The 13404-nt window shown below is 52.8% G+C and carries 15 protein-coding genes and 1 pseudogene; 10 read left to right on the top strand and 6 right to left on the bottom strand.

Annotated elements, in window-relative coordinates; all coding sequences use genetic code 11:
- Positions 1 to 60 precede the first annotated feature (60 nt).
- Positions 61 to 405, top strand: coding sequence for a RidA family protein (locus RT644_RS15200; RefSeq protein WP_020454077.1), 345 nt, complete (start codon positions 61 to 63; stop codon positions 403 to 405).
- Here RT644_RS15200 and RT644_RS15195 read toward each other — a convergent pair whose 3' ends face one another.
- Positions 406 to 588 carry a YoaH family protein gene (locus tag RT644_RS15195; protein WP_017456983.1) on the bottom strand — a complete coding sequence of 61 codons (183 nt, stop codon included), beginning with the start codon at positions 586 to 588 and terminating at the stop codon, positions 406 to 408.
- Between the two features lie 84 nt (positions 589 to 672).
- Here RT644_RS15195 and pabB point away from each other — a divergent pair, with 84 nt between their 5' ends.
- The 4 genes from pabB to RT644_RS15175 all read left to right on the top strand — a co-directional run bounded on the left by pabB (position 673) and on the right by RT644_RS15175 (position 5903).
- Complete coding sequence (gene pabB, locus RT644_RS15190; RefSeq protein ID WP_313627199.1) at positions 673 to 2025, top strand: aminodeoxychorismate synthase component 1; 1353 nt, start codon at positions 673 to 675, stop codon at positions 2023 to 2025.
- Between the two features lie 3 nt (positions 2026 to 2028).
- Positions 2029 to 2607 (top strand): CoA pyrophosphatase, encoded by a 579-nt coding sequence (locus tag RT644_RS15185; RefSeq protein ID WP_020454079.1) that lies wholly within the window; start codon positions 2029 to 2031, stop codon positions 2605 to 2607.
- Positions 2608 to 2781: 174 nt separating this feature from the next.
- A complete protein-coding gene (sdaA, locus tag RT644_RS15180) occupies positions 2782 to 4146 on the top strand; it encodes an L-serine ammonia-lyase (RefSeq protein WP_097405785.1) in 1365 nt (454 codons plus the stop codon).
- Positions 4147 to 4304: 158 nt separating this feature from the next.
- Positions 4305 to 5903, top strand: coding sequence for an EAL domain-containing protein (locus RT644_RS15175; RefSeq protein WP_313627198.1), 1599 nt, complete (start codon positions 4305 to 4307; stop codon positions 5901 to 5903).
- A 3-nt stretch (positions 5904 to 5906) separates the two neighbouring features.
- Here RT644_RS15175 and yoaE read toward each other — a convergent pair whose 3' ends face one another.
- Together yoaE and RT644_RS23650 are read right to left on the bottom strand one after the other, a co-directional pair.
- Positions 5907 to 7466 (bottom strand): CNNM family cation transport protein YoaE, encoded by a 1560-nt coding sequence (gene yoaE / locus RT644_RS15170; protein ID WP_045509879.1) that lies wholly within the window; start codon positions 7464 to 7466, stop codon positions 5907 to 5909.
- The gene (locus RT644_RS23650) at positions 7454 to 7609 is read right to left on the bottom strand and encodes a protein YoaL (protein ID WP_409521875.1); all 156 of its coding nucleotides are present in this window, start codon (positions 7607 to 7609) and stop codon (positions 7454 to 7456) included. Before RT644_RS23650 ends, yoaE begins: the two co-directional genes overlap by 13 nt.
- 314 nt (positions 7610 to 7923) lie before the next feature.
- On the opposite strand from RT644_RS23650, the gene manX reads away from it, so the two are divergent.
- The 5 genes from manX to mntP all read left to right on the top strand — a co-directional run bounded on the left by manX (position 7924) and on the right by mntP (position 12070).
- Entirely contained in the window at positions 7924 to 8886 is a 963-nt protein-coding gene (manX, locus tag RT644_RS15165) for a PTS mannose transporter subunit IIAB (protein ID WP_020454083.1), read from the top strand.
- A 63-nt stretch (positions 8887 to 8949) separates the two neighbouring features.
- Positions 8950 to 9750: a PTS mannose/fructose/sorbose transporter subunit IIC gene (locus RT644_RS15160; RefSeq protein WP_017456976.1), complete on the top strand. Its 801-nt coding sequence runs from the start codon at positions 8950 to 8952 to the stop codon at positions 9748 to 9750.
- Between the two features lie 12 nt (positions 9751 to 9762).
- The gene (locus RT644_RS15155; RefSeq protein ID WP_020454084.1) at positions 9763 to 10614 is read left to right on the top strand and encodes a PTS mannose transporter subunit IID; all 852 of its coding nucleotides are present in this window, start codon (positions 9763 to 9765) and stop codon (positions 10612 to 10614) included.
- A gap of 55 nt (positions 10615 to 10669) precedes the next feature.
- On the top strand, positions 10670 to 11128 hold the full coding sequence (locus RT644_RS15150) for a DUF986 family protein (protein WP_313627197.1): 459 nt from the start codon (positions 10670 to 10672) through the stop codon (positions 11126 to 11128).
- A 375-nt stretch (positions 11129 to 11503) separates the two neighbouring features.
- Positions 11504 to 12070: a manganese efflux pump MntP gene (gene mntP / locus RT644_RS15145; protein WP_045511389.1), complete on the top strand. Its 567-nt coding sequence runs from the start codon at positions 11504 to 11506 to the stop codon at positions 12068 to 12070.
- Here mntP and rlmA read toward each other — a convergent pair.
- The 3 genes and pseudogenes from rlmA to RT644_RS15130 all read right to left on the bottom strand — a co-directional run bounded on the left by rlmA (position 12067) and on the right by RT644_RS15130 (position 13386).
- Complete coding sequence (gene rlmA / locus RT644_RS15140) at positions 12067 to 12882, bottom strand: 23S rRNA (guanine(745)-N(1))-methyltransferase (RefSeq protein WP_313627196.1); 816 nt, start codon at positions 12880 to 12882, stop codon at positions 12067 to 12069. The two genes, mntP and rlmA, sit on opposite strands and share 4 nt — an antisense overlap.
- Before the next feature lie 140 nt (positions 12883 to 13022).
- Positions 13023 to 13232, bottom strand: coding sequence for a transcription antiterminator/RNA stability regulator CspE (gene cspE, locus RT644_RS15135; protein ID WP_001062678.1), 210 nt, complete (start codon positions 13230 to 13232; stop codon positions 13023 to 13025).
- Between the two features lie 12 nt (positions 13233 to 13244).
- Positions 13245 to 13386, bottom strand: a pseudogene (locus RT644_RS15130) (DUF2627 domain-containing protein).
- Positions 13387 to 13404: the final 18 nt, after the last annotated feature.

Below are 13404 nucleotides of genomic sequence, written 5' to 3'. Positions count from 1 at the left end.
CAGCCAGGTTTTTATGGCACTCTTGCCCGCGAATTCATGGCCAATAAGAAGGAAAAGACAATGACAATTGTGCGTATTGATGCGGCAGACCGCTGGTCTGATGTGGTTATCCACAATCAGACGCTTTACTACACTGGCGTGCCGGAAAACCTCGATGCCGATGCGTTTGAACAGACGGCCAACACGCTGGCGCAAATTGATGCGGTTCTGCTCAAGCAAGGCAGCGATAAAACGCGCATTCTTGATGCCACCATTTTTCTGGCCGATGGCGACGACTTCGCCGCCATGAATAGAGCGTGGGATGCCTGGGTTGTTGCGGGCCATGCACCGGTGCGTTGCACCGTGCAGGCAAAACTGATGAACCCGCGTTATAAAGTGGAAATCAAAATCATCGCCGCGGTGTAATTACTCGTCATCATCATCTTCAAAGCGCGCCACGATCCGTTCGCCGGTATGGCTGGCGCGTAACTCTTCAGCAACCTGCGCAATCGCCTGCCCGCTGCTCATGCCACCGGACATTAATTCCTGGATACGCTCTACCGCTTTTTGCTGCTGCTCGTGGCTGAGGGAAGGTAAACCTGCAAACATTGTCAACTCCTGCTAAATTGTTGGCGCTAATTATTTCATGCGTCGGCGCGCTTCACCAGCGCAGACGCACATGAGTCAGGATCAATGAAAACGTTATCCCCCGCCGTTATTTCGCTGCAGTGGCGCCAGGACGCCGCCGAACACTACTTTGCGCCACTCAGCCACCAGCCCTGGGCCATGCTGTTGCATTCTGGCCATGCTGAACATCCGCACAATCGTTTTGATATTGTGGTTGCCGATCCGCTGGAGACACTGACGACACACGGCGAGGCCACTACCCTTAATGGTAGCGAGATATCGCAGGAAGATCCGCTACACCTGCTGCAACAACGTCTGGATGCTTACCCGTTTCGATGCGAACCTCATGCCGATCTGCCGTTTCAGGGTGGTGCGCTGGGGCTGTTTGGCTATGATTTAGGCCGTCGTTTCGAAAAGCTGCCCGCGATTGCCGAACAGGACATTCGCATCGCGGATATGGCGGTCGGGATTTATGACTGGGCGCTGATTGTCGATCATCAGTTGCAGCGTGTGACATTGCTCAGCCATAGCGATGTTAACGCCAGGCTGGCATGGTTACAGGCGCAAAGTGAACCGCAGCGCCAACCGTTTCGGCTGACTTCCGCCTGGCAGGCCAATATGACGCGTAGCGAATATGGCGAAAAATTCCGCCAGGTTCAGGCATGGTTACACAGCGGCGACTGCTACCAGGTCAATCTGGCGCAACGTTTTACTGCCGACTATTGCGGGGATGAGTGGCTGGCGTTTAGCCAACTCAATCGCGAAAACCGCGCGCCGTTCAGCGCTTTTCTACGCCTTGAACACGGCGCGATCCTGAGCCTGTCGCCGGAGCGTTTTATTCGCCTTGAACGCGACAATATAGAAACACGCCCGATTAAAGGCACGTTGCCAAGGCTTGCCGACCCGCTGGCCGATGCGCAGCAGGCACAGAAACTCGCCGCCTCACCGAAAGATCAGGCCGAAAACCTGATGATTGTTGATTTGATGCGCAACGATATCGGTCGCGTGGCGACACCGGGGTCGGTGCGCGTGCCGGAACTGTTCGTGGTCGAACCTTTTCCTGCCGTGCACCATCTGGTCAGCACTGTAACGGCGAAATTGCCCGCCGGACGCAATGCCAGCGACCTGCTGCGCGCGGCGTTTCCGGGCGGCTCGATCACTGGCGCACCGAAAGTGCGGGCGATGGAAATTATCGATGAGCTTGAACCGCAGCGGCGTAACGCCTGGTGCGGTTCGATTGGTTATCTCAGTTTCTGCGGGAATATGGATACCAGCATCACCATTCGCACGCTCAGCGCCTGTGCGGGGAAAATTTACTGTTCCGCAGGCGGCGGCATTGTGGCCGACAGCCAGGAAGAGGCGGAGTATCAGGAAACTTTTGATAAAGTTAACCGTATCCTGCGGCAACTGGAGAGATGATTCGTGGAGCAACCGGCTTTAACTCTGGATGATTTTTTATCGCGCTTTCAGCTTTTACGCCCGCAACTCAACCCGGCGGTTGCAAATACACGTCAGGCGGCGGTACTGGTGCCGGTAGTGCGCCGTGAGCAGCCCGGCTTATTACTGACGCAACGCTCGCCTCTGCTTCGCAAGCATGCCGGTCAGGTAGCGTTCCCCGGGGGCGCGGTTGACAGCACGGATGCGTCGCTAATCGCTGCGGCACTGCGCGAAGCGCAGGAAGAGGTCGCCATTCCGCCTGAGGCCGTCGAGGTGATTGGCGTTTTGCCGCCGGTTGATAGCGTGACCGGTTTTCAGGTTACGCCGGTGGTCGGCATTATCCCGCCGGATTTGCCCTATCACGCCAGTGAAGATGAAGTGGCGGCGGTGTTTGAAATGCCGCTCGCCGAAGCGCTGCGTCTTGGCCGCTATCATCCGCTGGATATCCACCGCCACGGCAATGCGCATCGGGTGTGGTTATCCTGGTATCAGCATTATTTTGTCTGGGGCATGACGGCAGGAATTATTCGCTCGCTGGCGCTGCAGATAGGGCGCAGACCTTGACTATACTTTACATATAGCACTTTTGTGACAGCGTACGCGCTATTAGTAAAATCAGGGTTAGCCATTAGTTTAATTCATGTGAATAGTTAAGCTGATGATGGCCTTCCCTCTTACACTATGCGCAGTTATTACATCGTTACTGGAAACCCCGGTAACCCTGTCAGGAGCGTTAATGTGATTAGTCTATTCGACATGTTTAAGGTGGGGATTGGTCCCTCATCTTCCCACACTGTAGGCCCGATGAAGGCCGGTAAGCAGTTCGTCGATGATCTGGTCGAAAAAGGATTGCTGGATGACGTCACCCGCGTGGTAGTGGATGTGTACGGTTCGCTCTCCCTTACCGGGAAAGGCCACCATACCGATATCGCGATCATTATGGGACTGGCGGGTAACGAGCCGGCCACAGTCGATATCGATGCAATCCCGGGTTTTATCCGTGATGTGGAAAATCGCGGGCGACTGTTGCTGGCGCAGGGGCGTCATGAAGTCGATTTCCCGAAAGATGACGGGATGCGTTTTCACAGCGATAACCTGTCGCTGCATGAGAACGGCATGCGTATCACCGCGCTGAATGGCGAAAACGTCATTTACAGCAAAACCTATTATTCCATCGGCGGGGGCTTTATCGTCGATGAAGAGCATTTTGGTAAAGAGACCACCAGCTCGGTCGATGTCCCTTATCCGTTCAATTCCGCTACCCAGATGCTGGAGTATTGCAAAGAAACCGGCCTGTCGCTTTCTGGCATGGTGATGCAAAACGAACTGGCATTGCACTCGAAAAAAGAGATTGAAGAGTACTTCGGTAATGTCTGGTCCACCATGCGCGCCTGTATCGATCGCGGCATGAATACGGAAGGCGTGTTGCCGGGGCCGCTGCGCGTTCCGCGCCGCGCTTCCGCACTGCGCCGCATGTTGGTTGCCAGCGATAAGCTCTCCAGCGATCCAATGAACGTTATCGACTGGGTGAACATGTTTGCGCTGGCGGTTAACGAAGAAAACGCCGCCGGTGGCCGCGTGGTAACCGCACCAACTAACGGTGCCTGCGGTATCGTTCCGGCGGTGCTGGCCTATTACGACCACTTTATCGAATCCGTCAGCCCGGATATTTATATCCGCTATTTTCTCGCCGCTGGCGCTATCGGCGCTTTGTATAAAATGAACGCTTCCATTTCTGGTGCCGAAGTTGGCTGCCAGGGCGAGGTGGGCGTTGCCTGTTCGATGGCTGCGGCGGGTCTGGCAGAACTGCTGGGCGCCAGCCCGGAGCAGGTCTGCGTGGCGGCGGAAATTGGCATGGAACACAACCTTGGCCTGACCTGCGATCCGGTGGCCGGGCAAGTCCAGGTGCCGTGCATTGAGCGTAACGCTATTGCTTCAGTGAAAGCGATTAACGCCTCACGCATGGCAATGCGCCGAACCAGCGCGCCGCGCGTTTCGCTCGATAAAGTGATCGAAACGATGTATGAGACCGGTAAAGATATGAACGCCAAATACCGTGAAACATCACGTGGCGGGCTGGCCATCAAAGTACAGTGTGATTAATTCTTGCTTATCAACGCCGTTCAGCCGAACGGCGTTTTTTCATGTTTACTGCAGTTGAGTGAGCTTTCACCGATTTATCGTCGCTCCGGTAATTCCCCACTACACTTTGAGTGTTCTGGCATGGAAATCAGGCCAGGGATTTTACAGGCGGCAGCGGCATGCAGACGGCTCAACGGATCATTAAAAGTTACCGACGACGGCGCGCCATTGTTTGCGTGCTGGTTGGCGCTGTCGCACTATTTTTAACCCTCACGTTTCGCTTTATTTCGGAGCGTAATTTAAATCATCAGCGTATTTACGCCTTTACCAACCACGCGGTTAAAACCCTTGAGCGATTGATGCTGCCGCTGGAGGCGGGTCGCAGTGTGCTGGTGCCGCTGGTTGGCATTCCCTGTAGCGATATTCACCTGCAGCTTCGCAAGCTGGCAGCAAGCCTGCAAACCGTGCGCTCTATCGGCCTGATTCAGAACGGAACGCTCTACTGTTCGAGTATCTTTGGCCAGCGCGATGTTGCCATTCACCAGCTTCAGCCCTCGCTGCCTTCACGTTCGCAAAAGCTGGTGCTCACCACCGATCAGTCACTGCTAAAAGATCGCCCTATCTTGATCATGTGGTATCCCACCAGTGAGGACGGACAAAGTGGCGTGATGGAGGCGGTAAATATTGAGCTGCTGAGTAATTTAATGCTGGAGCCGCAAGCGCCATTGATTACCAGCGTCAGCCTCAGCGTCGGCGGCAAACATCTGGTCGAAGGCAAAGGTGTGCTGGATAACTTACCGTCGCTGGAAAACGAAAAGCGCTACCAGCGTACTTCTGCCCATTTTCCTTTTACCATTAGCGTAACCGGGCCGGGTTCTACGCGACTGGCGCTGTGGCATTTGCCTTCGCAGTTACCGCTGGCGCTGATGATGAGTTTATTGACCGGTTTTATTGCCTGGTTTGCCACCGCCAGCCGGATGAGTTTTTCCCGCGAGATAAACCTCGGGCTTGCCGGGCATGAGTTTGAGCTGTTTTGCCAGCCATTGCTCAATGCACACAATATGCAGTGTGCGGGCGTCGAAATTTTGTTGCGCTGGCACAATCCGCGTCAGGGCTGGATCCCGCCGGAGATATTTATCCCGATTGCCGAAGAGCAGCATCTGATTGCCCCACTGACGCGTTATGTGCTGGCTGAAACCCAGCGTCAACTGGCGCTCTTTCCTGATGATCCTCACTTTCATATCGGCATCAACGCCGCACCAAGCCATTTGCGCCACGGTGAGTTGTTAAAAGATCTCGTCCAGCTCTGGTTTAACAAAAATCCTGCCCAGCAGTTAACCATTGAACTCACGGAGCGCGATGCGTTGCTGGATGTCGAATCACGCATGCTGCGCGAGCTTCATCGCCATGGCGCGAAGATTGCCATTGATGATTTCGGTACGGGTAATAGTTCACTTTCGTGGCTGGAGAAATTACACCCGGACATCCTGAAAATTGATAAGTCTTATACCGCAGCTATTGGTACGGATGCGGTTAACTCGACGGTGACCGATATGATTATCGCGCTCGGCCAACGGCTGAATATTGAGCTGGTCGCGGAAGGAGTGGAGACAACGCAACAAGCACTGTATTTACGTCAACAGGGTGTGCATATGTTGCAGGGATTTCTTTTTGCAGCACCGATGCCGGTGAAGGATTTTCCGGCCTGGCTGGCGGGGAATATCTCCCCGCCGCCGGAACGGCATAACGGTCATGTCGCACCGTTAATGCCGGGGTAAAGATTACTCTTCTTCGTCGTGAGCAGGTTGCTCTTTAACAATACGGACCAGATCAACACGGTAATCGTTGGCTTCCATCACGGTGATATGCAACGGTGCCATTTCGAAGGTTTCGCCCACAGGCGGGATTTGCCCTCGCGCGGCAATCACCAGACCCGCCACAGTGGCAATGTCTTCGTCTTCATCGATGAAGTTGTCCAGACCCAGCGTGTGTTGGAGCGCATGCAAGTCTGTGGTGCCTTTCACCAGCCAGCCGTCACCATCGGCAACGATTTCTGGCGTTTCATCCGCGTCCGGGAATTCACCGGCGATAGCCTCCAGCACGTCCAGCGGCGTTACCAGGCCTTGCACAACACCAAACTCATTGGTGACGATAACAAAACTGCCGCGCGCCCGGCGCAATACAGCCAGCAGCTTAATCGGATCCAGCGTCTCCGGCACCACAATCGCCGGTGTTGCCGAAGCGATCGCCGCAACATCCACGCCCTCTTCCAGCGCCACCAGTATCTCTTTTGCGCGCACAATGCCAATGACTTCATCCAGCTCACCACGGCAAACCGGGAACAAGCTGTGCGGCGAGGACAGCAGTTGCTGGCGGATCTGTTCAACACCGAGGTTGGCATCCACCCAACTGATATCACCGCGCGGCGTCATAATGCTGCGAAGCGAGCGTGAAGCCAGCGTTAATACGCCGTTAATCATATAACGCTCTTCTTCCGCAAACGCCCCTTCCGGCACCGGTACAGAGGCCTGGCTATCAGCTTCAATTTGCGGGTTCGACTGACGGCGACCGCCCATTAAACGCAGGATGGCATCAGCCGTACGGGCGCGCAGCGGCAGATGTGACTGATGGCGAATAAAGTTGCGGCGCGCAATCTGGTTAAAGAACTCAATGATGATAGAGAAACCAATCGCCGCGTACAGGTAACCTTTCGGAATATGGAAGCCAAAACCTTCAGCCACCAGGCTCAAACCAATCATCAGCAGGAAGCTCAGACAGAGCACGACCACCGTGGGATGTTGGTTCACAAAACGCGTCAGCGGTTTTGACGCAAGCAGCATCATTGCCATCGCAATAACGACAGCCGCCATCATTACCGGCAGGTGATTGACCATGCCTACTGCGGTGATGACCGCATCGAGTGAGAAGACGGCGTCAAGAATAACGATCTGCACGACCACTACCCAGAAACTGGCGTAGCCTTTGCCATGCCCGCTGTCATGCTCGCGGTTTTCCAGCCGTTCGTGCAGCTCCGTCGTCGCCTTGAATAGCAGGAACACACCGCCGAATAACATAATCAGATCGCGCCCGGAGAAGGTGAAATCCCAGACGGAAAAAAGCGGTTGTGTCAGCGTGACCATCCACGAGATCAGCGATAACAGCCCCAGTCGCATCACCAACGCGAGCGACAGACCAATGAGACGCGCTTTATCACGCTGTTTCGGCGGCAGTTTGTCGGCAAGGATGGCAATAAACACCAGGTTGTCGATACCGAGAACAATTTCCAGAACTACCAGCGTCAATAATCCCGCCCAAATCGAGGGATCCATTAAGAATTCCATGACAGGCTCCTGAGAAGAGATGCGTTATTCAGTGTGCACAAACGCACAAATGTGACATTGAACGTCGTTGGGAAATGGCGGAAAACGCCGGGCTGCGTGGCACGAGAAGGCCAAAAAGTGAACTGACGTCGGTGACGATCCATACGGTGGGCTGCTGCCCTATACTCCTGACTCATTAAACGGAGGATAAACATATCAGAGAGACTTTGGCATTTGCAAAGATTTACCGGAATTTGCAATTTATGTGGATATTTTGCGCTTCGAAATTTCACGAAGAGGAAACCTAAATTACGGATCTTCATCACATAAATTATTTTTTCGCTATCTAAAATAATTCCCGAAAGTCATAGGTGTTCTCTTTAACCCTTATCTGAATCGATTCGGTTTACCGTTACCGGGACAGATTCACAATACATCAATTAATGGTGTGTTAACGACAAGAAGAAGGAGGTAGCAAGTGACCATTGCTATTGTTATAGGCACACATGGTTGGGCTGCGGAACAGTTGCTCAAAACCGCCGAGATGCTGCTGGGCGAGCAGGAGAACGTCGGTTGGATTGATTTTGTTCCCGGTGAAAATGCGGAAACGTTGATCGAAAAGTACAACGCACAGCTGGCGAAGCTGGATACCGGCAAAGGTGTGCTGTTTCTCGTTGATACATGGGGCGGCAGTCCGTTTAACGCTGCCAGCCGTATTGTCGTCGATAAAGAGCATTATGAAGTTATTGCTGGCGTCAATATTCCGATGCTGGTGGAAACACTGATGGCCCGGGATGACAACCCGACCTTTGACGAACTGGTGGCGCTGGCGGTGGAGACCGGACGCGAAGGCGTGAAAGCGCTAAAAGCACAACCGGTGGCAAAACCCACACCGGCTCCTGTGGCACCGAAAGCGGCAGCACCGGCCAAACCCATGGGGCCTAATGATTATATGGTTATCGGCCTTGCCCGTATCGATGACCGTCTGATCCATGGCCAGGTTGCTACCCGCTGGACAAAAGAGACTAACGTTACGCGTATTATCGTCGTGAGCGACGAAGTGGCAGCAGATAATGTCCGTAAAACTCTGCTGACTCAGGTTGCGCCTCCAGGTGTGACGGCGCATGTCGTTGATGTCGCCAAAATGGTGCGTGTGTACAACAACCCTAAATACGCAGGCGAGCGCGTGATGCTGTTGTTCACCAATCCGACGGATGTGCTGCGCGTCGTTGAAGAAGGGGTAAAAATCACCTCCGTCAACATTGGCGGTATGGCTTATCGTCAGGGTAAAACCCAGGTGAATAACGCAGTTTCGGTGGACGAGAAAGATATTGCCGCCTTCAGGAAATTGAATGAACGCAATATTGAGCTGGAAGTCCGCAAAGTTTCAAACGATCCGAAACTGAAAATGATGGATTTAATCAGCAAAGTGGCGAAATAACCGCGGCGGCCTGATTGACTCAGTTTTCACACTTACGTCTGATTTAGCTATAGGAGAAGTACAATGGAGATTACCACTCTTCAGATTGTGCTGGTGTTCGTCGTCGCGTGTATTGCCGGTATGGAGTCGATACTCGATGAATTCCAGTTCCACCGTCCGTTGGTGGCATGTACGCTGGTGGGCATCGTTCTGGGTGATATGAAAACCGGTATTATTATCGGCGGTACGCTGGAAATGATTGCTCTGGGCTGGATGAACATCGGTGCGGCGGTCGCTCCCGATGCGGCGCTGGCGTCGATTATCTCGACCATTCTGGTCATTGGCGGTCATCAGAGCATCGGTGCCGGTATCGCGCTGGCCATTCCGCTGGCGGCAGCAGGCCAGGTTCTGACCATTATTGTTCGTACCATTACCGTCGGCTTCCAGCATGCCGCGGATAAAGCAGCCGAAACCGGTAATCTGACGGCACTTTCCTGGATCCACGTCTCTTCCCTGTTCCTGCAAGCTATGCGTATCGCTATCCCGGCGGTCATTGTCGCTATCTCTGTCGGTACCAGTGAAGTTCAGAGCATGCTGAACGCCATTCCTGAAGTCGTGACCAGCGGTCTGAATATCGCCGGTGGTATGATCGTGGTGGTAGGTTATGCGATGGTCATCAATATGATGCGCGCAGGCTACCTGATGCCGTTCTTCTATCTCGGCTTCGTGACGGCGGCATTCACCAATTTCAACCTCGTCTCGCTGGGTGTTATCGGTGCAGTCATGGCGATCCTCTACATTCAGCTCAGCCCGAAATATAACCGTTCAGCAGGCGGCGCTGCTCCGGCTGCGGGTTCCAACGATCTTGATAACGAACTGGATTAACAGGTGAACGACATGGTTGATATGACAAAAACCCCGACTGAGAAAAAACTCACCCAGAGTGACATTCGTGGCGTGTTCCTGCGTTCTAACCTGTTCCAGGGGTCATGGAACTTCGAACGCATGCAGGCATTGGGCTTCTGCTTCTCGATGGTGCCGGCGATTAAACGCCTGTACCCGGAAAATAACGAAGCGCGCCGTCAGGCCATTAAACGTCATCTGGAGTTCTTCAACACCCATCCATACGTGGCAGCGCCGGTACTGGGCGTTACGCTGGCTATGGAAGAGCAGCGTGCGAATGGTGCAGAGATCGACGATGGCGCGATTAACGGTATTAAAGTTGGTCTGATGGGGCCGCTGGCCGGTGTCGGTGACCCGATTTTCTGGGGTACGGTGCGCCCGGTATTTGCAGCGCTCGGAGCAGGGATTGCCATGAGCGGTAGCCTGCTCGGGCCACTGCTGTTCTTCGTCTTGTTCAATATCGTCCGTCTGGCAACACGTTATTACGGCGTGGCGTACGGCTACCGTAAAGGTATCGATATTGTTAAAGATATGGGCGGTGGTTTCCTGCAAAAACTGACCGAGGGGGCGTCAATTCTCGGCCTGTTTGTTATGGGGGCGTTGGTTAACAAGTGGACGCATGTGAACATTCCACTGGTGGTATCAGAAATTACCGATCAGACCGGTAAAACCAACGTTACGACAGTACAAACCATTCTCGATCAATTGATGCCGGGCCTGGTACCGTTGCTGCTGACTTTCGCTTGTATGTGGCTGCTGCGTAAGAAAGTTAACCCGCTGTGGATCATCGTTGGCTTCTTCGTCATCGGGATTGTGGGTTACGCTATCGGTCTTCTGGGTCTTTAATATGTGATGTGATAACCGGGGGCTTGCCCCCGGTTTTTTTATGTAAGGAGAAACAATGACGATTACGGATATCGTATTGGTACTGTTTATCGCCGCCCTGCTGGCTTTCGCCATCTATGATGAATTCATCATGCCACGCCGCAATGGTGCCACACTCCTGGCGGTTCCCCTGTTACGCAGAAGCCGTACCGATGGCGCAATTTTTGTCGGCCTACTGGTGATCCTTATCTATAACAACACAGCCAATGGCGGTTCATCATTAACCATGTGGTTATTATTTGCCCTGGCTTTGCTGGGTATTTATCTATTCTGGATCCGCACCCCCAAAATCATCTTTAAAATGCGTGGTTTTTTCTTTGCAAATGCCTGGATTGAATATAGCCGTATAAAAGAGATGAATTTATCGGAAGATGGTGTGTTAGTGATGCAATTAGAGCAGCGACGTTTGCTTATTCGCGTACGAAATATCGACGACCTGGAAAAGATCTCAACAGTTTTACTTAAAACTCAGTAAGTTAGCATTTGAGAGGGCGAAAATCGCTCCGCGTAAATAATCAGCAGAGTTATAGCCGTTGCTATATTGATGGGAGATTTACTTATATTTATTAACGTAACTTTTACCAATAAATCTAAATGCTAATCGTTATCACACGGCAAGCAACATTATATATTGCCGTTGTTGTTTTATATTCTCAAAATATGTTAAGGTGCGTCCGTCGTTGGGGAGTAGCCGATTTCCACCACCCGGAAATGTACGTGTCAACATACTCGTTGCAAAACGTGGCGCGTACGGACTGAAACCATCAGTCAGGCGAGACCATTGGCACATCAACTGCTGTTTACTGGGGGCAGAGATGTGTTATATGGAATTCCCGGTCAGGACGCTCACATGAATTTATCTGCCACTCTTCTCCTCGCTTTTGGCATGTCGATGGATGCTTTCGCGGCTTCTATCGGTAAGGGCGCCACCTTACATAAACCGAAGTTTTCCGAAGCATTGCGCACTGGCCTTATCTTTGGCGTGATTGAAACCCTGACGCCGCTGATTGGCTGGGGGCTGGGCCTGCTGGCCACAAAATTCGTCCTGGAATGGAATCACTGGATAGCGTTTGTGCTGCTGGTGTTTCTCGGTGGTCGAATGGTGCTTGAGGGAATACGTGGCGATGACGACTGTGAAGCGGAAACGCCCCATCGTCATGGTTTCTGGTTGCTGGTAACCACCGCAATTGCTACCAGTCTCGACGCGATGGCTGTTGGCGTTGGCCTCGCGTTCCTGCAAGTCAATATTCTCGCAACTGCGCTGGCTATTGGCTGCGCCACTTTTATTATGTCCACGCTAGGAATAATGATTGGTCGCTTTATTGGCCCCTTGCTTGGAAAGCGCGCCGAGATCCTCGGTGGGATCGTACTCATTGGCATAGGCGCGCAGATCTTGTGGAGCCACTTCGCAGCCTAACTTTCCCGCTGTAAACAGTGGATTGTAAAATCGGTCTGGCAGTGGAACTGCTCCATTGCCGCTAACTTTTCCCACACCTCCGGTTTTGCCCGCCAGGCAAAAGGCGTCATCTGCAATAACGCCACGGCTTGCTGGCCCGTCAATGTCATCTCATAAGAGAGCGATTGCTGTTCCAGCAGTTTGAATCCCGCAATATCGCCGCTGTTTTCCGCATGTAAATGCACCTCATCATATATGAGCCCCTTAAGTTCCATCAGATGGCGTGGCCCAGGTGATGCAGTGATAACAATACCGTCTGGTTTCATTACGCGTGCCAGTTCTTGCGCCTTACAGGGCGCATAAATACGCACCAGCCCGTCAATGCAACCATCCTCAAAAGGCAAGCGGTGGCTGGATGCAACACAGAACATGATCGCCGAATAGCGTTTTGCCGCCGCACGGATCGCCGCTTTTGAAACATCCAGCCCTAACATTTGTGCACCATGTTGCTGAGCAATCGCGGCAAACGCCTGGGTGTAATACCCTTCTCCACAGCCAATATCCAGCACCGCATCGGCTAACGACGGTAGCCGCGCATGCAAAATGTCGCCAATCGCATCACGCAGTGGCTGGTAATGCCCCGCATCCAGAAAGGCACGGCGCGCCTGCATCATCTCCGCACTGTCACCAGGATCTTTCGAGCGTTTATGCTGAACGGGCAAAAGATTGACATACCCCTCTTTCGCAATATCAAACTGATGTCGCTGTGCGCAAAAGAAGGATTTATCTCGACGGTGCAAAGGTTCGTGGCAGAGCGGACAACTGAAAGCCATAAAAACTCCGGGGCGTTCTTAAAGGGCGAAAGTGTACCGCCATTTGTTATGCCGTGGAAATTAAAAAGCCCCGCACTAAGGCGAGGCTTTATGTCTGACATTGATGCGCTACACGCGCTTCAAGCTCAGGGGTGTCGAAATCAGATAGCAGTTACGTTAACTGCAGCCGGGCCTTTCTGGCCGTCCTGAATTTCAAACTCAACGTTCTGGCCTTCGGCCAGAGTTTTGAAGCCGTTACCCTGGATCGCAGAGAAGTGTACGAATACATCTTTGCTGCCGTCAGCCGGAGTAATGAAACCAAAACCTTTAGACTCGTTGAACCACTTAACTTGACCTTTAATCTTTGCCATTTGCAAAATTCCTTAATGTATATACTTCGCCCGCAGGCATTGACTGAGAAAACTGAGACATTACTGCTTGAGGCACTAATATAAGGTTCGGCAGAGAAGCTGTATTCAACGAAACGTGTTTACTCAGGACTTCTTTACTGAAAATGCCACACATAAACAGAACTGTACCTCG

This window comes from Kosakonia sp., assembly GCF_032104925.1.
In the GTDB taxonomy this organism is placed as follows: domain Bacteria; phylum Pseudomonadota; class Gammaproteobacteria; order Enterobacterales; family Enterobacteriaceae; genus Kosakonia.
Note: the sequence above shows the minus strand (reverse complement) of the source record. Positions and strands in the feature narration are given on the sequence as shown.